A 21991-nucleotide genomic window follows, 5' to 3' on the forward strand; every position below is an offset into this window, starting at 1 on the left:
TGGGGTAAACGCGGTTTATCAGACAACCCGCGCATCCCCCCGTCAATTTGGCTAAAATGCCGGCCTTTTCCACCTATGCCGCTGGAACCGCCGTGAGCAAAGAATCCGATCGCCTTTTCGCCCAGCCTTTGGCCCAGGTGCCTGACTTCGCCTTTAACGAGGACGTGGTGCGGGTGTTCCCGGACATGATCAAGCGCTCGGTGCCGGGTTATCCGACTATCGTGGAAAACCTCGGCGTGCTCGCCGCGCAGTTCGCCCAGCCCAACAGCGTGCTCTACGACCTGGGCTCGTCGTTGGGCGCCGTGACCCAGGCCTTGCGCCGTCACGTGCGCACTGACGGCTGCCGAGTGATCGCTGTGGATAACTCCGCCGCCATGGTCGAGCGTTGCCGCGAATACCTCAACGGTCAGGATTCGATGTTCCAGGAGTTGTTGCCGGTGGAAGTGATCGAAGGCGATATCCTCGCCCTGGAATTTCAGCCGGCCTCGGTGGTGGCGCTGAACTTCACCCTGCAATTCATCGCCCCGGACCAGCGCACTGCGCTGCTCTCGCGCATCCGCCAATCGCTGTTGCCCGGTGGCGCGCTGATCCTCTCGGAGAAGCTGCGCTTCAACGACCCCGAAGAACACGCGCTGCTCACCGACCTGCACGTGGCCTTCAAACGCGCCAACGGCTACAGCGAACTGGAAATTGCCCAGAAGCGCAGCGCCATCGAAAATGTCATGAAGCCCGACAGCCTCGAAGAACACCGCGAGCGCCTGCTGGCCGCCGGGTTCTCGAAAGTCGTGCCGTGGTTCCAGTGTCTTAACTTTGCCTCGTTGATTGCCTTGCCATGATTGATCTGTCCCCCCTCGCCCGCCGTCTGGCCGGTACTCCGCTGGCCGAATGGGCCAACACCCTGCAAGCACAACTCGACAAGAAAATGGAAAAGGGTCACGGCGACCTGGAACGCTGGCAGAGCGCGCTGGACGCGCTGCCGAAGATTCAGCCAAGCGAAGTCGACTTGTTGAATGGCTTGAAACTGGACACTGATTGCGACGATGAAACCCGTGCGCAGATGCGTACTGCATTGATGGGATTATCACCATGGCGCAAAGGGCCGTTCGACCTGTTCGGTGTGCATGTCGACACTGAATGGCGTTCGGACTGGAAGTGGTCCCGGGTAGCTCCGCACCTGGACCTGAAAGGCAAACGCATTCTCGATGTCGGTTGCGGCAACGGTTATTACATGTGGCGCATGCTCGGCGCCGGTGCCGACAGTGTGATTGGCGTCGACCCGAACTGGCTGTTTTTCTGCCAGTTCCAGGCGGTGCAGCGTTACCTGTCCGAACCCAATGCCTGGCACTTGCCGTTTCCGTTTGAAGACCTGCCGCCGAACCTCGAAGGTTTCGACACCGTATTTTCCATGGGCGTGTTCTATCACCGCCGCTCGCCGATCGAGCATTTGCTGGCGCTGAAGGATTGCCTGGTCAAGGGTGGTGAGCTGGTGCTGGAGACGCTGGTGATCGAAGGCGATGAGCAGCAGGTGTTGGTGCCGGAGGACCGTTATGCGCAGATGCGCAACGTGTGGTTCCTGCCATCGGTACCCGCGCTGGAACTGTGGCTGCGCCGCGCCGGATTCAGCGATGTGCGCTGCGTGGATGTGAGCGTGACCACGGTCGAAGAACAACGCGGGACGGAGTGGATGAAGTATCAGTCGTTGAGCGACTTCCTGGATCCGGAAGATCACAGCAAAACGATCGAAGGGCTGCCGGCGCCGATGCGTGCCGTCATCGTCGCCCGCAAGTAGCCCCAATCTCCCAGACACTAGATAAACCTGTGGGAGCGGGGCTTGCCCGCGATAGCGGTGGTTCAGTCAACATCAATGCTTGATGTGCCGACGCCATCGCGGGCAAGCCCGTTCCCACAGGTATCGGTGTTTACTCTGAAGGTTTTGCTCTTCGGGCCTTAAAGAACTCACTCAACACCGCGCCACACTCCTCCGCCAACACCCCCCCCTCATACAACACCCGATGATTCAAAAAGCCCTGGGTAAAAAACTGCCCCTGGCTCTGCACAATCCCGGCCTTGGGCTCCAGCGCGCCATACACTACCCGCGTGATCCGCGAATGCACGATCAGCCCGGCGCACATGCTGCACGGCTCCAGGGTCACGTAAAGCGTACTGCCCGGCAGGCGATAGTTGCTGGCGGCCAGGGCAGCAGCGCGAATCGCGACCATCTCGGCGTGGGCGCTGGGGTCGTTGCGGCTGATCGGGCAATTGAACCCGCGCCCGATGATTTCACCGTCCTGCACCAGCACCGCGCCCACCGGCACTTCACCCAGCGCCGCGCCTTGAGCGGCCAGGGCCAGGGCTTCGCGCATGAAATCACGATCACGGCTGCGATCGATAATCGCTGCGGGGCGAATCTGACGCATCACGCCACCTCGATGGCGGCCATCAGGCCGGTTTCCATGTGATCGACCACATGGCAGTGGAACATCCAGACCCCCGGGTTATCCGCCACCAGCGCCACTTGCGCGCGCTCGTTCTTGCCCAACAGGTACGTGTCGGTGAAGTACGGGATGACCTTGTGCCGGTTCGAGGCAATGACCTTGAAGCTCATGCCATGCAGGTGGATCGGGTGTTGATACTGAGTCATGTTCTTCAATTCGAAAATATAGCTTTTGCCCTTTTCGAGCTTGGCAATCGGTCGATCGGCGCAGGTCTTGTCGGTGATGTCCCAGGCCTTGCCGTTGATCTGCCACAGGCTTGGCGGCTTGCCGTTTTCGACATTGACCGACACCGAGCCCACCCATTCAAAATTGAAGTTGAGTTTCTGGGCATTGGCCAGGTCCGGCTCGGCCACCGGGTTGGCGGGCAGCGCCGACGGCCACTCGGTTGGCGCATCGGTATTGGCCACTGAGCGGAAGGTGCCCAGGCGTACCGGGCCATTGCGCAGCGACAGTTCTTCGCCGGCCGGCGGCGCCTTGATCGCCAGGCAAATGCGCATGCCAGGCCCCAGCCAGTATTCCTTGCCCAAGGGGCGCGGTTCAATGGGATTGCCGTCCAACGCGTAGATCTGCGCTTCGACGCCAGGAATGTTGAGGCGGTACGTCAGCGTATTGTCGAGGTTAAGCAGACGTACACGAGTGATCTGCCCGGCGGGCAAATCGATCACCGCTTGTGAGACGCCGTTGATGGTCGACAAGCCCCCCGCCGTGCCGCCACGGGCCGCTTCGCGAGGAATGCTGAACGCTACGAAAGCGCCCTCCTCATCGACGTGCCAGCTCTTGAGGCTCAAGGTCTTTTCGTATTTGAAACCGGTGGGCTCGCGCTCTTCGATGATCAGCGGGCCGACCAATCCGCGACCGAGCTCTTCGCTGCTGTTCACGTGCGGGTGATACCAGTAGCTGCCGGCATCGGGCACGCGGAATTTATAGTCGAAGTACTCGCCCGGCAGCACCGGCAATTGCGAGACGTACGGTACGCCGTCCATTTCCAGCGGCAGGCGGATGCCGTGCCAGTGAATGGTGGTCGCCACCGGCAGGTGGTTGATGAAGCGCACCCGCAGCCATTCGCCCTGACGCACGCGCAACTCAGTGCCCGGCGCCGACGGGCCGAACGCCCAGGCAGGCGTCTTGTGCCCGGCCACCAGTTCGACGTCCAGCGGTGCGGCGATCAACTCATAGTCGTGACCGGCGTCAGCGTCGGCCATTTTGCCCAGCCAGTAGCGCGACGCGCCACCGGCCCCCACGCCAACCACCACAAGACCGGCCAGACCACCGAGTATTTGTCGACGGGTAAAGGACATGAACTCAACTACCTCACGTATCAGCCACAGGCACGAGGCCTGCAAAAGGCGAATACGATACACCTGCGGATGAGAAACAGTAAGGGCAGCGCGGCGGATGGTCACAGTCAGCGGTCCGCCTCGATTCCGTAGGAGAGAGGCTTGCCCGCGATTCGTGTCCGTAAGATCGTTCGCGGCGGCTGTGCGCGGGACACGCTTCGGCGTGGCCGAGGTTCATGAGTGCTCGGTACTCCTACTCCTGCGCATGATGCCCACCCTGTTCGTCGATACCCACGCGCCGCTCGATGTTTTGTATGACGCTGCCAACTATCGAATTCGCGCCGTCACGCAGGTGCTTGAGAACATGTCGATGCGCGGTTCGGTCGAGTGCGAGTCCTTCATTCTCAGTGACTTTGCCTTGCTCTGTGCCATTCCATTACGCGATGGGTGTGATGTGCTGGATGTGATTGGGCGGCGGTTTCGGGCTCGGCCTTCGGACTAACGTTGCTGAATGATCGTTCCCACGCTCTGCGTGGGAATGCAGCCCGTGACGCTCTGCGTCGCATCGGTGTCTGGCTCGACAGCGGCGGTGTGGCTGGAACGCGGAGCGTCCCTTGAGGCATTCCCACGCGGAGCGTGGGAACGATCACCGTGTTGAGTTGGTGACATCAGGATTGTCCGCGGGAGCAAGCTCTCTCGCCACAGGCAAGCCCCTCACCACAAAGGTCCGGTTATGGCTGAAGCCCGGTGATCAGATGAACAATCCCACCCTCCAGCATCATCACTCCCGGCACTCCAGCCACCGTCAAAGCCTGCCGATCCATCTGCGCCACATCCCGCAACTCCACCCGGACCCGGGTCAGCGCCATCGGCTGTTGGGACTTGAGGTTATCCACACCGCCCAGGGCGGCCACGACATTCGGCGCCAGACCAGAAACTGGCTGAGCCACCACTTTCGGCTCATCCACCACCAGGTCCGGCGTCAACGCTTTCCAGAACGCCCGCTGCATTTTCTCGAACATGCTCAGTTCTCCAGAATCAATGAAGTATCGACCGTCGCCTCGTGGTGCAGCCGCAATGCCTCGCGTACCTGCTCGGCACTTTCCAGACCCAGCACCTGCTGGGCGATGGCCTGGCAATCCAGCAGATCCACTTCACGAACCGCCGCTTTGATCGCCGGAATCAACGGCACGCTCACCGACAGTTCATCCACCCCAAGCCCCAGCAATAGCGGAACCGCCAGTTTTTCCGAAGCCATGGCGCCGCACACACCTACCCATTTGCCATGGGCATGAGCGGCTTTCACTGTAGTGGCGATCAAACGCAGCACCGACGGATGAAAACTGTCGGCCTGACTGGCCAGTCGTGGATGATCGCGGTCCATGGCCAGGGTGTACTGGGTCAGGTCATTGGTGCCGATGGAGAAGAAATCCACCTCGGGTGCAAACAGATCAGCCATCAGTGCCGCGGCTGGTACTTCGATCATGATTCCCAGTTTCGGCAATTCCGTAAGCCCTAATGCCAGCGCCTCTTCTTCAAGCAGCTGACGGGCCAGCCGCAACTCCGACAGCTGCGCGACCATCGGCAACATGATGTGCAGGCGCGCCAGCCCGGCGCTGCTCAAAATTGCCTTGAATTGATCACGCAATAGCTGCGGACGCTCCAGGCACAAACGAATGCCACGCATGCCCAGAAACGGGTTGGTTTCGCGGTCCATCGGCACGTAGGCCAATGGTTTGTCACCGCCGACATCCAGGGTTCGCACCACCAGATTGCGCGCCGGGCCCAAGACTCGGGCGATGGCGCTGTAGGTGGAGGCCTGCTCGTCACGGCTCGGCGCGTGATTGCGATCCAGATAAAGAAACTCCGAACGCAACAGACCAACGCCCTCGCCCCCCAACGCCATGGCCTGTTCGGCTTCGGCCAGCGACGCGATATTGGCGGTGATTTCAAAGTGGCGCCCATCGCGGGTACAGGCGGCCAGCCCTGCATTTTCCAGCTCGTATTGTTGGCGTTTCTTTTTTCGCTGACGATTGGCTTGCAACTGCTCAATGACGGCCAGTTCGGGATCCAGCTGCAACTCGCCCTTGTCGGCATCGAGCAAAACCCGGGTGCCATTGATCAGTGTCAGCACCTGAACCGGCAAGCCGCAGATCGCCGGCAAACCGAAGGCCCGCGCGAGAATCGCCACGTGGCTGGTGGCGCCACCGCCGACCGTCGCGAACCCCAGCACCTTGCGCGTGTCCAGGCCAGCCGTCTGGGAAGGCGTCAGTTGCTCGGCAATCAGAATCGCCCCTTCCGGCAACTCCATTGCACGATCCTCGACGCCGAGAATCAGCTTGAGCACCCGTTGACCGACGTCGGCCAAATCCGCCGCTCGTTCGGCCAGCAAGGCATTGCCCAGGCTTTTGAACAAGGCTGCCGTCGACTCGGTGGCCGCACGCCAGGCGAAAGCGGCGCTTTTGCCGGCGTCAATCAGTGCCTGGGCTTGATCCAGCAGGCCAGGGTCTTCGAGCAGTTCCTGATGCGCCTTGAAGATGTCTGCCTGGGCGTCCCCCGTGGCCTTGTCCCGCAACTGCTGCAAATCCAGAACCGCCGCCGCCAACGCCAGGGACAGGTGTTCGCGCTCAACCTGAGGACTAACGCCTGATTCGCTCACATCGTGGGTCTGTTCGGCAATCTGCACCACTTGACCAAACGCCGACCCCGGCGATGCACAGACACCACGCAGCACCTTCAGCGATGAGGTCCGCGCCGCAACCGTCTCAACCTCTGCCATCACCGTCACGGTTTCCCCACAGCCGGCGGCCAGCAACTCGGCCAACGTCTTGATCGCCACTTCGGCATCCGCGCCCGCCGCGCTGACCTGCAGGACGTCACCATGGGCGGTCTGCAAAGCCATGATCGCCACCAGGGATTTGGCGTTTGCGCTGCCCTGCTGTTTATGCAGGCAAATGCTCGCCGAAAAGTTTTTCGCGGCTTGGGCAAACACTGCCGCAGGGCGCGCGTGCAAGCCGTTGGCATTGGGCAGTGTCACCGGTTTGGAAAACAGCGCTTCGCCCTCCTCCACAACCCCTTCATCGGCCACCACTTCGGATGGATTCAGACTCAGCAGCAGTTGGCCGCTTTCCACAACTCCCGTTTCGGGCGTCAGCCAGGTGAACGGCTCACCGCTGACCACCAGCATCAAGGTCAACAAACTGCGGGCGTTCAAGGCAATGTAATCGGCATCGAACTCGATCAGCGCCTGCCCCACCGCTACCCGCTGACCTTCCTCCACCAACCGGGTGAACCCCTTTCCAGCCAGGTTCACGGTGTCGAGGCCGATGTGCATCAGCACCTGCACGCCATTGTCGTCAGTGATGCTGACGGCATGCCCACTGGCCTGCACATTGCTGATCACCCCGGCCAGCGGTGCGCACAAGGTTTGCGAAGTCGGATCGATGCACAGACCGTCGCCGATCACGCGACTGGAAAACACCTGATCGGGCACTTGGTCCAGCGGCATCAGCACGCCGGACAAAGGTGCCAGCAGCTGCAATTGTTGGGGTGTGGCCATGACGTCACCTGCTGTTTTGTTCTTTGAAGTGCTGATGGAGCGCGAGGCTCCGACAGCATCGCTTATTTCCACCAATACTCGACCTGCAATCCGACGTTCGAACCGTGTCGCGCCGTGCCGAAGGCGCCGGTGTCGGACAATGCCGAACCCGCCGCCAGTTCATTGGCCGCCCGTTTGGCCGCCTCGTTCCAACTGGCATAGGTGTAATACAGACGCACCTCGGGGCGCGCCCAGAATTCCGGGCCCTTGGGCGACCAGGTCGGGGCGAAGGTGAACTTGCTCAGCTTGCGCGTCCCGCCCGTGGCTTCAACCTGATCGTGCCCCAGTTCGGTCACCAGCTTGAACTGCTCGGTGATCGCATACGCCGGGCGAATCCCGAGGGAAATCCAGTTCTGGTCAGCGCCGTCCGGGCGAATGTCTTTCTGGTAGACCGCTTCGATTTGCCCGCCGAAACGCGGCGTCACTTGCCAGTCGAAGAACTCCACCACGCGGTAGCTTTTGCTGCTGTCATCCAGCCTCACGTTACCGGTATAGCCCAACCCGGTGCCGGGGCCTTCGCCATACTGAAAGGCCAATTTATTCTTGCCGCCAAGAAAGCCCTTCTGCACATGCTGGGTGGTAATTGCCCAACCGCGATGAGCGTCGCGGCTGTCGGGTTTGTCGATGTAGCTCAAGCCGAATTCCAGCTCACCGCCAGGGTTGGTGTTGAAGCCGGCGACGTTGAAATCGTGACGGTTGATATAGTCCTTCTGGTACAGGTTGTCCTTGCGCGAGAAGGCGTAGCTGTACTTCAGATCGCCGATCAGCACATCTTCGATACCGCCGCCGGTGGCGCTCTGGTTCCAGTAGTAGAAGTCGGAAATGTGGATATCGTTCCGCTTGTAGTAACGCCGACCGGCCCACAGCGAACCGCCGTTGAGGCTGGGCATGTTCGACCATTGCGCGTACAGCTGCGGCAGGCGCACCGAGCCGTTGTCGCCGTTGAACGTCAGGTCCTTGTCGTACTGGTTATACAGCGATGCCATGCCGTCGACGCTGAGCACCGAACCATCGTCCAGGATGTACAGATCCTGGCGCAATTCAAGTTCAGCGTACTGCTCACATTCGTTACCCAAGCGGTATTTGGTCTGCGCTCCCGGCAGCTGGAAACACTGCTGTTTACCGCTGTTGACCGAGGTGCCGACGCCGCTGCGTAAATAACCGGCGAACTCCAGCGCCTGGGCCGACAGTGGTAATGCCAGGCACACGCCCGCCGCTACAAGGCTGCGATTTATTGTTGTTTTCAAGAACCACCTCATTATTTTTATTGTGTGATGCAGCAAAATCGGCGCGCAAAACTCCCCCGCGCAGCGTTCTGCGTGTTTTTTGAAACGGTGTTTTTTTAGTGATTGGTCAGGTGCAGAACGAACGACTCATAGGGCCGTAGAAACACCTGCCTGTTTCGTGGCGGACAGTCCGGGTAGTTGCTGATCACCAGACGTTGAGTCATCGATTCGTTGATCACGTCTGGCGGCAGTTCGACTTCGCACGGCGTGCCATAGAAGTTGTTCAGCACCAGTAAACGCTCGCCATGGCCTTCACGCACATACGCCCAGATTCGCGTGTGCTCAGGCAACAACTGCCGATACACACCGTCGGACATCAGCATTTCGGTGCGGCGTAGGGCAATCAGCTGACGGTAGTGATGCAGCACCGAATCCGGATCGTCGAGTTGATGTGCGACGTTGATCTGCGCCGCGTTGGCCGGCACGCCGATCCATGGTTCGGCAGCGCTGAAACCGGCGTTCGGCTCGGCGTTCCAGTGCATAGGCGTGCGACCGTTGTCCCGAGACTTCTGCATGATCGCCGCCATGTTGTCGACGTCACTGCTACCGGCTTCGCGCTTGAGCCGGAAGATGTTCAGGGTTTCGACATCGCGGTACTGGTCGATGTGATCGAACCCCGGATTGGTCATGCCCAGCTCTTCACCTTGATACACGAACGGCGTGCCCTGCAGGAAATGCAGCGCCGTACCGAGCATCTTCGCCGACACCACCCGATGCTCGCCATCATGACCAAAACGCGAAACCACACGCGGCTGGTCGTGGTTACACCAGAACAGCGCGTTCCAGCCACCGCCGGCCTGCATGCCGGTTTGCCAGTCGGAGAGGATGCGCTTGAGTGCAAGGAAGTCGAATTCGGCACGAATCCACTTTTGCAGGTTCGGGTAATCCACCTTCAAGTGATGAAAGTTGAAGGTCATCGACAGTTCTTTTGACTCCGGCCGCGAATAGCGGATGCAGTGTTCCAGGCTGGTGGACGACATCTCGCCGACGTTGATCAGATCATGACCTTCGAACACTTCACGGTGCATCTGCTGCAAGTATTCATGGACGTTCGGGCCGTCGGTGTAAAAGCGCCGACCGTCGCTGTTGTCCTCGGGGAAATCCGCCGGTTTGGAAATCAGGTTGATCACGTCCAGCCGGAAGCCGCCCACACCTTTGTCACGCCAGAAACGCATCATCTTGAAGACTTCGGCGCGCACCTGGGGGTTGTCCCAGTTCAGGTCCGCCTGCGTGTGGTCGAACAAGTGCAGGTAATACTGACCGGTCTGAGCTTCGTACTCCCAGGCCGAACCGCCGAACTTGGATTCCCAGTTGTTCGGCTGGTCGCGCCAGATGTAGAAATCGCGATAAGGGTTGTCGAGGCTACTGCGGGCCTGCTGAAACCAGGTGTGCTCGATCGAGGTGTGATTGACCACGATGTCGAGCATCAATTTGATCCCGCGCTTGCAGGCCTCGGCGATCAGCAATTCGCAGTCGGCCATGGTCCCGTAGCTCGGGTCGATGGCGTAGTAGTCGCTGATGTCGTAGCCGTTGTCACGCTGGGGCGAACGCAGGAACGGTGTGATCCACAGGCAATCGACACCCAGCCAGTGCAGGTAATCGAGCTTGGCCACGACGCCGAGCAAGTCCCCCGTGGGGTTGCCGGCGTGGCTGTGAAAACTCTTCGGGTAGATCTGGTAGATCACCGAACGTTGCCAGTCTTGCATGGCGGGATTCCTTCGATAAGTTTTGTATTGGGCTTGAGGGCCCCTTCGCGAGCAGGCTCGCTCCCACAGTTGATCGCATTCCAATGTGGGAGCTGGCTTGCTCGCGAATGCGATCTATGAGGCGACCCGGTACCCAGGCCGGACAATTTTCAAGCTCAACCCGCAGGTCAGAACAAACGGCACGACCATGGCAATCACCATTCCGACCACGAACATCGGGATGAACTGCGGAATGATCGAGATGAAACCGGGCAAACCACCGACGCCAATCGCCGAGGCCTGGACCTTGTTAAGCGACAGGAAGATGCAGCCTAGGGCCGATCCGATCAGGGCCGCATAAAACGGAAATTTGTAGCGCAGGTTGACCCCAAACATGGCCGGTTCGGTAATGCCGAAGTAGGCAGAAATCGCCGAGGTCGAGGCCATGCTTTTGTCCCGCACACTGCGGGTCATGTAGAACACCGCCAGTGCCGCGCTGCCTTGGGCGAGGTTGGACATGACGATCATCGGCCAGATGAAAGTGCCGCCCTGGGTGGAGATCAGTTGCAGGTCGACCGCGAGAAACATGTGGTGCATGCCGGTGATCACCAGCGGTGCGTAGAGCAGGCCGAAAATCGCGCCGCCGATCATGGGCGCGAGGTCGAACAGGGTGACCACGCCTTCGGTGATGAGGATCCCCAGATGGCGGGTCACCGGACCAATCACCGCCAGCGCCAGCACGCCGGTGACGACGATGGTGGTGATCGGCACCACCAACAATTGCACCGCGTTAGGCACTCGCGCCCGCAGCCATTTTTCGATGACGCTCATCACATAGGCCGCCAGCAGGATCGGCAGGATTTGCCCCTGATAACCCACCTTCTCGATCTGAAAAATACCCAGGATGTCGAAGTACGGCAGGCTCTGCCCCTCCAGTCCGGCCACCGCTTTGCCGTAGTTCCAGGCGTTGAGCAGATCCGGGTGTACCAGCATCAGGCCGAGGACGATGCCGAGGATTTCGCTGCCGCCAAAGCGCTTGGCCGCCGACCAGCCCACCAGCGCCGGGAGGAACACGAAAGAGGTGTTGGCCATCAGGTTGATCAGGCTCCAGAGCCCGTCAAGCCTGGGGTAGGCATCCAGCAGGGTCTTGCCCTCGATGAACATGCCCTTGGCGCCGAGCAGGTTGTTGATGCCCATCAGCAGGCCGGCAATGATCAACGCCGGGAGGATTGGCATGAACACGTCGGAAAACACCCGCACCAATCGCTGCATCGGGTTGATCTTGTCGGCGCTTTTTTGTTTAACGTCGGCGATGGTCGAGGCGGCAAGACCGGTTTGCCGACGCAGCTCGGCGTAGACCTTTTCCACTTCGCCGGGGCCGATGACGACCTGGAACAGGCCGCCGGTAAAGAACGAACCTTTGACCAGATCGATCTGGTTCAGCGTGGCACTGTTGACCAGTTTCGGGTTCTTCAAGGCCAGGCGCAGGCGAGTGACGCAATGCGCGGCCTGCTCGAGGTTGTCGCTGCCACCAAGGCTGTGCAGCAGCTCGGTAACGATGTTCGGATAGTCGTGGCTCATGCTTGATCTTCCGCTGTAGTTTTTTGTTATTGGCAGCACGCCGAAGCGAAAAATACTCGTCTGTACGAGTTAAAGCAACAACTCGTACAGACGAGTTTGGTTTTGTTTATCCTGAACCCGACAGGCGGCGACATTTCCTACCTTCGAAGTCAAAGAAACCCAAAGCCGCATGGACAAACCCCTACCCTGCCCTTAAGGTTCAAAACCTTGAGCACAACGCGGCACAGAGCCATCCCCATGAGTAAATACAACCAGATCTACAGCGATCTGCTTGCCAGCATCACGACCGAACGTCTGGAACGCGGCGCACGACTGCCTTCCGAAACCGAACTGATGGACAGCTATCAGGCCAGTCGCGGCACGGTGCGCAAGGCCATCGAGCAATTGCAGGAGCGCGGTTTCGCCCAGAAAGTCCACGGTAAAGGCACTTTCGTACTATCGACCAACCCGATCGAATTTCAGCTCGGCGGCATCGTCAGCTTTCAGGAAACCTACCCGCGACTGGGCAACGACGTCAGTACCGAGGTGGTTGAATTCACCCAGATCCCCCTTGAAGGCCCGCTGCTCGAACACATCAAGGCTGAAGCAGGCAGCCTGATCACGCGGATCAAGCGCGTGCGCCGGATCGATGGAAAGCGGGTGATCCTCGACATCAACCATTTCGTCAGCGACGTGATTCCCGGCCTGTCCCGCGACATCGCCGAGCACTCGATCTACGCCTTTATCGAGCAGACCCTGCAACTGCAAATCGCCTATGCCCAGCGCACCATCGAAGCGGTGCCGCGGAGCAAGGACGACCAGCAACACCTGGACCTCGACGGTCAGAGTCATGTGATCGTGGTCAGTAACCAGACGTTTTTGCAGGATGGGAGGCAGTTCGAGTACACCGAATCAAGGCATACCCTGGACAAGTTCTATTTTTCGGATGTCGCCAGGCGCTGACCGATACACATTATTGAAGCGTCAATGGCATAACTATGTAGTGCACGGCCCTTGAGTGGATGGCTCATCATACGATTTCATCCACATTTCTCAAGGAGCGAGAAGTGAACACGAACACACCTCAACCCCCCTCTGCATCCCTCCTCCCCAATCCTGCGGACGAACAGGATCTCCAGGCCCTCGTCCTGCCCTTCACCGAAGCCTGCCCCGATCTGCATGCCATGGCCCATGAAGCGGCTCAAGGCCTCCTCGACAAACATTCGGTCAAGGGCATCGACCCGGACAAGGTCTGGTGGCATCGCTTCAACAACACATCGGTCAGCAGTACCAAGGCCTTCCTCCTTTGGGAGCATTACCCCGAACCGTCCGAGTCCCTGACCCTGCCGCAACTGCTGGCCAAACGTTTTCGCGCCCATGATCAGGACAACGCCGATCTTCTGGATGCCTACGGTGGCTTCTACAACGAAGGGCCCCACGCTGCCATTTACAACGAAACCAATGAAGTGCGGATGTACCCCAGCGAAGTAGTGAAAGATCTCTGGAACATCAACTTCAGCGTCCTGTACCGGGAAAAAATGCAGCGTTTCTGGACGCTCCATTCGGACGACTTCCGGACCCTCGCCAAGCTCAACTTCCTGGCCCGGGCGCTGGACGAACACGATGACTCACGGCTGAACAACGAGAATCTCAAGACCGTGATCAAAGCGGTAGCCGGCAACGTCACGTGGCCGATCAGCCGCGAGATGCTGGAGGCTCAAGCGTCCACCGACGCTCAATTGCGCGTCTGCGCCCTGGACATCGGGGGCTACACAGCCACTGATATTCTTTGCATCACCGACCGCAACGGCGTGCAGATTCTCTATACACCGGGCGAACTCGATAGCTTCCATATTTTTGCCACTCAATCCGATCTGCATTGGTGGCTGCTGATGCAGAACAATCAGGCGCAGAACCGGGCACGTTTCATGGCTCACTTCCCCTTGGCCGCGCAGCAGCAGGATGGAGACCACATCGGCTTGAACGCCATGATCGATCTGCTGTATTCCACATGGGGCAGAAACGATCACCATCTGATCAATCAAAAGGCCACGCCCATTTCCGGGGATGCCTTCACCTGGCTGCGCGACGCTGTGAAAGCACGCATGGCCAGCGATGCGGACCTGTCGCTGCATTCCAACGGCGATCTGCGAGAAAAGATGTGGATCGGCTATCTGAATGCCTTCGTCCACGTCTTTGGTTCCATGGCCGCTGTAGGTTGGCCGGTGGCATTGGCCGCCGTCGGCGCAGGTATTGCCTCCATGGGTTTGAACATCGATCAGGCGATCAACGGCAGCACCAAGGCTGATCGCAAGGCCGGCGTCGCAGGCGCCATCGGCAGCGGTATCGAAACCCTGTTCAACTTGCCATTCTTGCTCGGCGCGTCGGAACTCGCTGAAGCAGGTGAAGCCAGCGAAACCTTCACGCTCGACGAAGACATCGCCGAGCCAGTGCTCGAAGACGCCTCCGGTGCTCCGGCGATTGCCCGATTCGCCCCCGGGCCTGCGTACGCCGAGGAAGGCACAGCACTGCTGTCGGCGTTTGAAACCAACGAAATTCTGGACGGTTTGTCCCCCATTGCTTCCGAAGGCAAATTCCAAGGCATCTACCAACCGCCAAGTGGTGGCAACTATGTGCAGATCAACGACGGCTACTACCTTGTGCGTTACGTCAACGAACTGAAAACCTGGGCCATCATCGATCCGACCAATCCTTACTCGTTCTATCGCAACTTGCCCATACGCCTGGACGAGGCTGGCGAGTGGCAGCCCATCAATCGACCCGGCCTCTTTGGCGGCGGCAAGTTCGACGGACTGTGGCCCTGGGGGCGCGCCAGCGACCCGTTGCCGGACATCGACAGCCCGCCGACCGCCTACGATATGCCCCAGACGTTGCGTGAAGACCTTGATGGCATCGCTCAGGGGGGTGGCGTTAAGTACGACCTCAAAGACTACCTGATGAGCCTGCCCAAAGCTGACGGCAGCAATCCAATCGAAGACTTCAAAGCCATGAGGCAAACCCTGTACCGGGATGCCACCGCTTTTTTCGAATCGAACCCATTGCCCGCCAGACCCGAGATACCTTCCCTGTCGGCACGCCTGCCCACTAAGGACATCATCAAGAAATTGCTGCGCAACACATCGGGCCTGGTGGTGGGCGAGAGCCACTCCAGCGTGGCCAGCAAACAGTTTCTGATTGAAAACATGGAGGTGCTGAGCAAGCAAAAAGTCAAAACGCTCTATATGGAGCACCTGCTTACAGACTTCCATCAGGCCGACCTGGACGCCTTCAATCGAACCGGTACGTTGTCCGATAAACTGGAGCGTTATCTGAAAAACCTGGATAGAGGGCACCGCACCGATCCCAGTGGCCAGTACACCTTTCTTGAAGTGGTCAAGGCCGCTCGCAAAAGCCATGTTCGTCTTCAGGCCATTGACTGCATGGCCAGTTACCAGAGCACCGGAATGCGCAGTGTGAGCAGCAACTTTCGGCAGAATATGATGAATTTCTTCGCCCACGAAGTCATCAAGGCCGATCAGACCACCCGCGGCGCCCATCGCTGGGTCGCTCTGGTGGGCGACAGCCATGCCAGCACATGGGAAGGCGTGCCCGGTGTGAGCGAACTGGAAGGTGGCATCAGCTTGCGTATCGAAAGCACTCCGGCGGGCACAGCGAGAGGAGTCGAGGTGGATCCGGGGCGCATTCCTACAGATAACTTCGGCCGACCTTTGCCCAGCGTTAAAAGCGATCTGCGCCTGCAAATGGATATGCCGCGCAGTGTCACGCTGGCCGAAACCCTGGAAAAAGCCCTGCTCGAACCAGGTAATTGCACGGTGATGAACATCGACGGCAAAGCCATGCTCATTCATAAAAGCAGCGACGGCTCTATCATTCGCACACCGGTCCAGCGTGACCATGGCGCGTTCTATATTGAGCGGGCAAACTGGCCCTCCATCAGCGGACGGCGCTATGCCAGCCTCGGGGAGTTCTCGGCAGCGCTACGGCTTTTGGGTCTCAGATCGGTCCAGGTGGCAAATTCCTGAAATGCAAAAAGGCCCCGTGAACTCGCGTTCACGGGGCCTTTTTCAGTGTCACTGACCCACTGTCGTTTTTCGACCATGGCCCCGCGCCAACACTAAAACGGCCGACGGGCGCTATTCTATCCATCGTCCATCATGGGCCCAGGTCAGCGAGGTTCCCTACGCCAGTCTGGAACAATTGTCTTCGGCTCTAAATCAGACCGGTTTGAGCCTGCAAAGCCGTATTCCGGCCTGACCCCGAGTACAAGCGAAACCATCGCGGCGGCAGCCCCCAAAAAAAACCCTGGCCAAGGCCAGGGTTTTCTTCGGTACGTCATTGCTACGCGTGCAACGGGATCATTCCCACTCAATCGTCGCTGGCGGCTTGCTCGACACGTCGTAGGTGACGCGGGAGATGCCTTCGATTTCATTGATGATGCGGCCGCTGACGGTTTCCAGCAGTTCGTAAGGCAGGTGTGCCCAACGCGCGGTCATGAAGTCGATGGTTTCCACGGCACGCAGGGCAACGACCCAGGCGTAACGACGGCCATCGCCGACAACGCCAACCGATTTCACCGGCTGGAACACCACGAACGCCTGGCTGACCTTGTGGTACCAGTCGGCTTTACGCAGTTCTTCGATGAAGATGTGGTCCGCGCGACGCAACAGGTCGGCGTATTCCTTCTTCACTTCACCGAGGATCCGCACGCCCAGGCCCGGGCCCGGGAATGGGTGACGGTAGACCATGTCGTACGGCAGGCCCAGCTCCAGACCCAGACGACGGACTTCGTCCTTGAACAGCTCGCGCAGGGGTTCAACCAGCTTGAGGTTCATTTCTTCCGGCAGGCCGCCCACGTTGTGGTGCGACTTGATCACGTGCGCCTTGCCGCTTTTCGCGCCAGCCGACTCGATCACGTCCGGGTAAATGGTGCCTTGGGCGAGGTACTTGATGTTATCCAGTTTGTTGGACTGGGCATCGAATACGTCGATGAAGGTACGGCCGATGATCTTGCGCTTCTTCTCTGGGTCGCTTTCGCCTGCCAGGTTGTCGAGGAACTGGTCCTCGGCGTTGGCGCGAATCACCTTGACGCCCATGTTCTCGGCGAACATGGCCATCACTTGCTCGCCTTCGTGCAGGCGCAGCAGGCCGTTGTCGACGAACACGCAGGTCAGCTGGTCGCCGATGGCCTTGTGCAGCAGCGCGGCAACCACCGAGGAGTCAACGCCGCCGGACAGACCGAGCAACACGTTGTCGGTGCCAACCTGGGCACGGACCTGGGCGATGGCGTCTTCAGCAATCTTCGAAGGTGTCCACAAGGCTTCGCAGCCGCAGATGTCGAGGATGAAGCGCGAGAGGATGCGACCGCCCTGCTTGGTGTGGGTCACTTCCGGGTGGAACTGCACGCCGTAGTAGCCACGAGCATCGTTGAACATGCCGGCAATCGGGCAGCTCGGGGTGCTGGCCAGGATGTGGAAGTCTTCCGGCATCTTGGTGACCTTGTCACCGTGGCTCATCCACACGTCGAGACCGAACAGGCCATCGGCGTCGATGTGGTCTTCGATGCCATCGAGCAGACGGCTCTTGCCGACCACGTCAACGCGGGCATAACCGAACTCACGCAGCTCGGAACCTTCGACCTTGCCACCCAGCTGTTCAGCCATGGTCTGCATGCCGTAGCAAATACCGAAGACCGGTACGCCCAGGTCAAACACCGCTTGCGGGCAGCGCGGGCTGTCGGCTACGTGCACGGACTCGGGGCCGCCGGCGAGAATGACGCCTTTTGGAGCGAATTCGCGAATCGCTTCGTCGTCCATGTCGAACGGATGCAGTTCGCAATACACGCCGATTTCACGCACGCGGCGAGCGATCAGCTGGGTGTACTGGGAACCGAAGTCGAGGATCAGGATGCGGTGGGCGTGAATGTCGAGGGCCATGATTCAGTCTCGTCTAAGTAATTCAGAAACAGTCGTGATTCAGAAACAACTCGGGGCTGAATAGAACAGCCCCGGTTGCTTAACGATTTGCTTGAAGCCTCAACCTACGCGGTAGTTTGGCGCTTCTTTGGTGATTTGCACGTCGTGAACATGGGACTCGGCCATGCCAGCGCCGGTGATCCGCACGAACTCAGGCTTGGTGCGCATTTCTTCGATATCGGCGCTACCGGTGTAGCCCATGGAAGAACGCAGGCCGCCCATCAGTTGATGGATGATGGCGCTCAGGGTGCCCTTGTACGGAACACGCCCTTCGATGCCTTCCGGAACCAGTTTCTCGGCACCCGCGGAGGAGTCCTGGAAGTAACGGTCGGAGGAACCTTGAGCCTGGGACATGGCGCCCAGCGAACCCATGCCGCGATAAGCCTTGTACGAACGGCCCTGGAACAGTTCGATCTCGCCTGGCGCTTCTTCAGTACCGGCGAACATCGAGCCCATCATCACGCAGGAGGCACCGGCAACGATGGCCTTGGACAGGTCACCGGAGAAACGGATACCGCCGTCGGCGATCAACGGAACGCCAGTGCCTTCAAGGGCAGCGGCGACGTTGGCGATGGCACTGATTTGCGGGACGCCGACACCGGCGACGATACGGGTGGTGCAGATCGAGCCAGGACCGATACCGACCTTGACTGCGTCAGCGCCGGCTTCGGCCAGGGCCTTGGCGGCAGCGCCGGTGGCGATGTTGCCGCCGATGACCTGCACTTCAGGGAAGTTCTGTTTGACCCAGCGAACGCGGTCGATCACGCCTTTGGAGTGGCCGTGAGCAGTGTCGACCACTACTACGTCAACACCGGCATGGACCAGGGCAGCTACGCGGTCACCGGTGTCTTTACCGGTACCGACTGCAGCACCAACGCGCAGACGACCTTGGTCGTCCTTGCTGGCCAGCGGGTAAGCCTTGGCTTTTTCGATGTCGTTGACGGTCATCATGCCTTTGAGGGCGAATTTGTCGTCGACGATCAGTACGCGTTCGATGCGGTGCTTGTGCAACAACTCACGGACGTCGTTCTTGTCGGCGCCTTCCTTGACCGTGACCAGACGCTCTTTAGGCGTCATCACTTCACGGACGCTGGCGTCCATGCGGTTTTCGAAACGCACGTCACGGGAAGTGACGATGCCGACCAGGTCGCCATCGTGCAGTACCGGAACGCCGGAGATGTTGTGCAGGCGGGTGAGTTCGAACAGTTCACGAACCGTGGCGTCAGCCTCGATGGTGATCGGGTCCTTGACCACGCCGGCTTCGTAACGCTTGACCTTACGCACTTCGGCAGCTTGCTGCTCGATGGTCATGTTCTTGTGGATGATACCGATGCCACCTTCCTGAGCCATGGCAATTGCCAGACGGGCTTCAGTAACGGTGTCCATGGCGGCAGAAACCAGAGGAATGTTCAGCTCGATGCCACGGGTAAGGCGGGTCTTGAGACTGACTTCGTTAGGAAGAACCTCGGAATAACCGGGCACTAAAAGAATGTCGTCGAAGGTCAGAGCTTCTTGGCTGATACGCAGCATCGCGGGGGCTCCCGAGCGGGAAAATGGAAGCGCGCCATTATAGTCAGACACCCCCTCGGGTTCAACGTAAAACTCTGTCTATTATTGGCATTACTGACATACGGAGAAAACGCCGTCCACGGAAGGGAACGGCGCTGGCAATCAGAGTTCGACTTTGACCCAACTCACGGGGTGATCCAGCCATTCGGCAAACTCATCGATAAAGCTCTGCTTGAACCCGGCTTCGAGCCAGTTATTGAAGATGAACCCCAGGTTGGAAAAGCCGCATTCCTGCAAGAACAGAAACCCGTTGATGTCGTCTTCATGCCCGCATTCAGGACAGGTGAAATTATCGGTGCGTCCCGGCATCCAGTCTTCCAGGCTCTCGAACAGCGCTTCGCCTATTTCCTTGCGGCACTCGGCGCAGCCGGCTTCTTCGAGAAACCCCTTGGCCGGTGTATAGATGCAGCGCTTGGTGATGATCTCCAGGCCATTGACTGGCTCGCCGAACGGCAGCGCGTCAGGGTGCAGGACCACGGCACGGGCGCCGTCGGCGATGGCGTGGGCCATGCGATTGCCGGTGCGGCCACAGGTGGTCAGTTCTTCTTTAATGATGTTCTTGCGCACCAGCCACCGCACGACCGCCCGGGCCCGGGGTTCGTGTACCGGCAGGGTGGAGATTTTCGGGACGATGATGCTTTGGGAATTCATGGTGCAAGCCTACTGCGTCAAATGGATATTTCTACGGCGTCAGGACGGCCGGCAGCTTAATCCCTGACGAAATCCGGTCAAGTACTCAAATAACGCCCGATCAAGGCAATCCCGCAGGCCAGCACCAGCCAGGTCACCAGCCGCACGAATGCCTCGCGGGACAATTTCATGGTCAACCGCCGGCCGATCCACAACCCCATCGCCATCGCCGGCAACAAACACAGCGCCAATACCAATAAGGGTAGCTCGGCATACACACCGGCGATGGCAAACAGGCTCAAACGCACCACGGTGCTGCAACTGATCAGCGCACTCTGAGTTGCCCGGGCCGCATCCTTGGTCAACCGACTGTTCAAATAGATTGCATATAAGAAACCACCACTGCCAAACAGCGCCCCGAACATCCCGCCCACCGTGCCCATCGGCACCACCCACCCGGCGGACAATTGCGCCGGGCGGGTTTTAATCCACAGGCTGTAAACCGCATAGGCGCTGATAAACAGCCCCATCAACAGCAGCAATACATCGGATTTCAGGTTCAACAGAAAAATCACCCCCAACGTGCAGCCCACCGCCATGCACGGCAGCAGTCGCAGCAATTCGGGCCTCGCCACATCCCGTCGCGAGGGCAGCAGATTGCCGAACGCCGCGACGAAATCCAGCAGCACTAGCAGCGGCACGATTTTCGACAGCGGCATGAACAGGATCAGAATCGGCCCGGCCACCAGCGCAGTGCCAAAACCAGCGATGCCGAACACGATGTAGGCCAGGGCAACGCCCAACCCGATCACCAGCCAATCCACCGCCCCCCACGGCCATTGGTTTAACAACTCCAGCACACTCATCGATACGGCTTCCTTTAATTCCTGTGAGGACTTTAGCCAGCGCCTAGCGTTGCGACTAATATCTTCAAGGTCGACTACCCATCTCAAAAAGGCATATCTGGTGCTTTCAACCCGTCAATTGCGCTACTTCGTGGAAATCGCCGAGAGCGGCAGCTTCAGCGCTGCAGCCGAACGACTGTTTATTGCTCAATCTGCCTTGAGCCGGCAGATCAAGGACATGGAAATCCGGCTGCAAACGCCGCTGTTCGAACGTACCGCGCGCCAACCCCGACTGACGGCGGCGGGTGAAGCGTTTTTGCCTCGGGCCAGAAATCTGCTGAACGAACTGACCAAGGCCAGCGAAATGGCCACTCAAGTGGGCACCGGTCAACTGGGCGTTTTGCGCCTGAGCCACTCCAGCACCGTGCCCATGAGCGGTCGGCTGCTGCGCGGCATCAGCGCTTATCTCGATCAGCACGCCGGTGTGTCGATGGACATCGTCAAGCTGTCCTCCGAGGCGCAACTGGAGGAATTGGCCGAAGGTCGCCTTGATGTGGGGTTGTTGCGCCTGCCGGTGCTGCGTCAGCGTGAAGGGGTGCAGATTGTTCCGCTATACAGCGAGCGCCTGTTGCTGGCGGTGCCGCCGAATCATCGGCTGGCTGTGGATAAGTCCGCGCAAGGTATCGATCTGGCGCAGTTGAAGAATGAAGCGTTTATTTCCATTCCTCATCCACAGCGTGGGGGCCTGAGCTATCTGTCCGCCGAGTTGTGCATGCGCCAGGGGTTCTTTCCCCGGCCAGCTCGAGTGGTGTCGCGCAAAACCACGCAACTGCAATTAATCCAGGCCGGGTTTGGCATCGCGCTGCTACCTGAATCGATGCAGGACATCGCGCCGCCGGATATCCACTTTCTGCCCTTGGCCGACCCGGATTGCCACAGCACCGTCGCCCTCGCCTATCGGCAGAGTCCCCCTGCGCTGGTTCAGCAATTCATTCAGCACTTCACCCAATCGCCGTAGCAAGCCCGCTCCCACAAGGGATTTACGCTGACTCA

17 protein-coding genes are annotated in these 21991 nt (G+C 59.4%); 6 read left to right on the forward strand and 11 right to left on the reverse strand.

What is annotated here, in order from left to right:
- Positions 1-56: 56 nt before the first annotated feature.
- Both cmoA and cmoB read left to right on the forward strand, forming a co-directional pair.
- Positions 57-836, forward strand: coding sequence for a carboxy-S-adenosyl-L-methionine synthase CmoA (cmoA, locus tag MMG91_RS16720; RefSeq protein ID WP_305446760.1), 780 nt, complete (start codon positions 57-59; stop codon positions 834-836).
- Positions 833-1789 carry a tRNA 5-methoxyuridine(34)/uridine 5-oxyacetic acid(34) synthase CmoB gene (gene cmoB, locus MMG91_RS16725; protein ID WP_305446761.1) on the forward strand — a complete coding sequence of 319 codons (957 nt, stop codon included), beginning with the start codon at positions 833-835 and terminating at the stop codon, positions 1787-1789. The genes cmoA and cmoB overlap by 4 nt, the downstream gene beginning before the upstream one ends.
- Before the next feature lie 130 nt (positions 1790-1919).
- Here cmoB and tadA read toward each other — a convergent pair whose 3' ends face one another.
- A complete protein-coding gene (gene tadA, locus MMG91_RS16730; RefSeq protein ID WP_305503130.1) occupies positions 1920-2417 on the reverse strand; it encodes a tRNA adenosine(34) deaminase TadA in 498 nt (165 codons plus the stop codon).
- Positions 2417-3793 carry a multicopper oxidase family protein gene (locus MMG91_RS16735; protein ID WP_310660195.1) on the reverse strand — a complete coding sequence of 459 codons (1377 nt, stop codon included), beginning with the start codon at positions 3791-3793 and terminating at the stop codon, positions 2417-2419. The genes tadA and MMG91_RS16735 overlap by 1 nt, the downstream gene beginning before the upstream one ends.
- A 244-nt stretch (positions 3794-4037) precedes the next feature.
- Between MMG91_RS16735 and MMG91_RS16740 the strand changes: the two genes are divergently transcribed.
- Positions 4038-4274: a short-chain dehydrogenase gene (locus MMG91_RS16740; RefSeq protein WP_305449855.1), complete on the forward strand. Its 237-nt coding sequence runs from the start codon at positions 4038-4040 to the stop codon at positions 4272-4274.
- A 229-nt stretch (positions 4275-4503) separates the two neighbouring features.
- On the opposite strand, the gene MMG91_RS16745 is transcribed toward MMG91_RS16740, so the two are convergent.
- The 5 genes from MMG91_RS16745 to treP form a co-directional block, all read right to left on the reverse strand.
- On the reverse strand, positions 4504-4794 hold the full coding sequence (locus MMG91_RS16745) for a PTS transporter subunit EIIB (protein WP_305446764.1): 291 nt from the start codon (positions 4792-4794) through the stop codon (positions 4504-4506).
- A gap of 2 nt (positions 4795-4796) precedes the next feature.
- Positions 4797-7331 carry a phosphoenolpyruvate--protein phosphotransferase gene (ptsP, locus tag MMG91_RS16750; RefSeq protein WP_310660196.1) on the reverse strand — a complete coding sequence of 845 codons (2535 nt, stop codon included), beginning with the start codon at positions 7329-7331 and terminating at the stop codon, positions 4797-4799.
- A gap of 62 nt (positions 7332-7393) precedes the next feature.
- The gene (locus MMG91_RS16755; protein ID WP_310660197.1) at positions 7394-8617 is read right to left on the reverse strand and encodes a carbohydrate porin; all 1224 of its coding nucleotides are present in this window, start codon (positions 8615-8617) and stop codon (positions 7394-7396) included.
- A 95-nt stretch (positions 8618-8712) separates the two neighbouring features.
- Complete coding sequence (gene treC, locus MMG91_RS16760; protein ID WP_310660198.1) at positions 8713-10362, reverse strand: alpha,alpha-phosphotrehalase; 1650 nt, start codon at positions 10360-10362, stop codon at positions 8713-8715.
- A gap of 114 nt (positions 10363-10476) precedes the next feature.
- Positions 10477-11922: a PTS system trehalose-specific EIIBC component gene (gene treP, locus MMG91_RS16765; RefSeq protein WP_310660199.1), complete on the reverse strand. Its 1446-nt coding sequence runs from the start codon at positions 11920-11922 to the stop codon at positions 10477-10479.
- Positions 11923-12159: 237 nt separating this feature from the next.
- Between treP and treR the strand changes: the two genes are divergently transcribed.
- On the forward strand, positions 12160-12864 hold the full coding sequence (gene treR / locus MMG91_RS16770; RefSeq protein WP_305503140.1) for a trehalose operon repressor: 705 nt from the start codon (positions 12160-12162) through the stop codon (positions 12862-12864).
- 104 nt (positions 12865-12968) lie between these two features.
- A complete protein-coding gene (locus tag MMG91_RS16775; RefSeq protein WP_310660200.1) occupies positions 12969-15944 on the forward strand; it encodes a membrane-targeted effector domain-containing toxin in 2976 nt (991 codons plus the stop codon).
- A gap of 333 nt (positions 15945-16277) precedes the next feature.
- Here MMG91_RS16775 and guaA read toward each other — a convergent pair whose 3' ends face one another.
- The 4 genes from guaA to MMG91_RS16795 all read right to left on the reverse strand — a co-directional run bounded on the left by guaA (position 16278) and on the right by MMG91_RS16795 (position 20959).
- A complete protein-coding gene (gene guaA / locus MMG91_RS16780) occupies positions 16278-17855 on the reverse strand; it encodes a glutamine-hydrolyzing GMP synthase (RefSeq protein WP_007903619.1) in 1578 nt (525 codons plus the stop codon).
- Positions 17856-17954: 99 nt separating this feature from the next.
- Positions 17955-19424, reverse strand: coding sequence for an IMP dehydrogenase (gene guaB, locus MMG91_RS16785; protein WP_123358100.1), 1470 nt, complete (start codon positions 19422-19424; stop codon positions 17955-17957).
- A gap of 141 nt (positions 19425-19565) precedes the next feature.
- Positions 19566-20114, reverse strand: coding sequence for a sugar ABC transporter ATPase (locus MMG91_RS16790; RefSeq protein ID WP_305446771.1), 549 nt, complete (start codon positions 20112-20114; stop codon positions 19566-19568).
- Positions 20115-20191: 77 nt separating this feature from the next.
- Positions 20192-20959: a sulfite exporter TauE/SafE family protein gene (locus tag MMG91_RS16795; RefSeq protein WP_310660201.1), complete on the reverse strand. Its 768-nt coding sequence runs from the start codon at positions 20957-20959 to the stop codon at positions 20192-20194.
- 100 nt (positions 20960-21059) lie between these two features.
- On the opposite strand from MMG91_RS16795, the gene MMG91_RS16800 reads away from it, so the two are divergent.
- Positions 21060-21956, forward strand: a complete 897-nt coding sequence (locus MMG91_RS16800; protein WP_305503143.1) for a LysR family transcriptional regulator — start codon at positions 21060-21062, stop codon at positions 21954-21956.
- The last annotated feature ends 35 nt before the right edge of the window (positions 21957-21991 follow it).

This window comes from Pseudomonas sp. JL3 (genome assembly GCF_031570575.1).
Classification (GTDB): Bacteria; Pseudomonadota; Gammaproteobacteria; order Pseudomonadales; family Pseudomonadaceae; genus Aquipseudomonas; species Aquipseudomonas cucumis.

Coding starts and splice junctions, on each gene's coding strand:
- cmoA (WP_305446760.1), top strand. CDS start 57: ATGCCGGCCTTTTCCACCTATGCCGCTGGAACCGCCGTGAGCAAAGAA.
- cmoB (WP_305446761.1), top strand. CDS start 833: ATGATTGATCTGTCCCCCCTCGCCCGCCGTCTGGCCGGTACTCCGCTG.
- tadA (WP_305503130.1), bottom strand. CDS start 2,417: ATGCGTCAGATTCGCCCCGCAGCGATTATCGATCGCAGCCGTGATCGT.
- MMG91_RS16735 (WP_310660195.1), bottom strand. CDS start 3,793: ATGTCCTTTACCCGTCGACAAATACTCGGTGGTCTGGCCGGTCTTGTG.
- MMG91_RS16740 (WP_305449855.1), top strand. CDS start 4,038: ATGATGCCCACCCTGTTCGTCGATACCCACGCGCCGCTCGATGTTTTG.
- MMG91_RS16745 (WP_305446764.1), bottom strand. CDS start 4,794: ATGTTCGAGAAAATGCAGCGGGCGTTCTGGAAAGCGTTGACGCCGGAC.
- ptsP (WP_310660196.1), bottom strand. CDS start 7,331: ATGGCCACACCCCAACAATTGCAGCTGCTGGCACCTTTGTCCGGCGTG.
- treC (WP_310660198.1), bottom strand. CDS start 10,362: ATGCAAGACTGGCAACGTTCGGTGATCTACCAGATCTACCCGAAGAGT.
- treP (WP_310660199.1), bottom strand. CDS start 11,922: ATGAGCCACGACTATCCGAACATCGTTACCGAGCTGCTGCACAGCCTT.
- treR (WP_305503140.1), top strand. CDS start 12,160: ATGAGTAAATACAACCAGATCTACAGCGATCTGCTTGCCAGCATCACG.
- guaA (WP_007903619.1), bottom strand. CDS start 17,855: ATGGCCCTCGACATTCACGCCCACCGCATCCTGATCCTCGACTTCGGT.
- guaB (WP_123358100.1), bottom strand. CDS start 19,424: ATGCTGCGTATCAGCCAAGAAGCTCTGACCTTCGACGACATTCTTTTA.
- MMG91_RS16790 (WP_305446771.1), bottom strand. CDS start 20,114: ATGAATTCCCAAAGCATCATCGTCCCGAAAATCTCCACCCTGCCGGTA.
- MMG91_RS16795 (WP_310660201.1), bottom strand. CDS start 20,959: ATGAGTGTGCTGGAGTTGTTAAACCAATGGCCGTGGGGGGCGGTGGAT.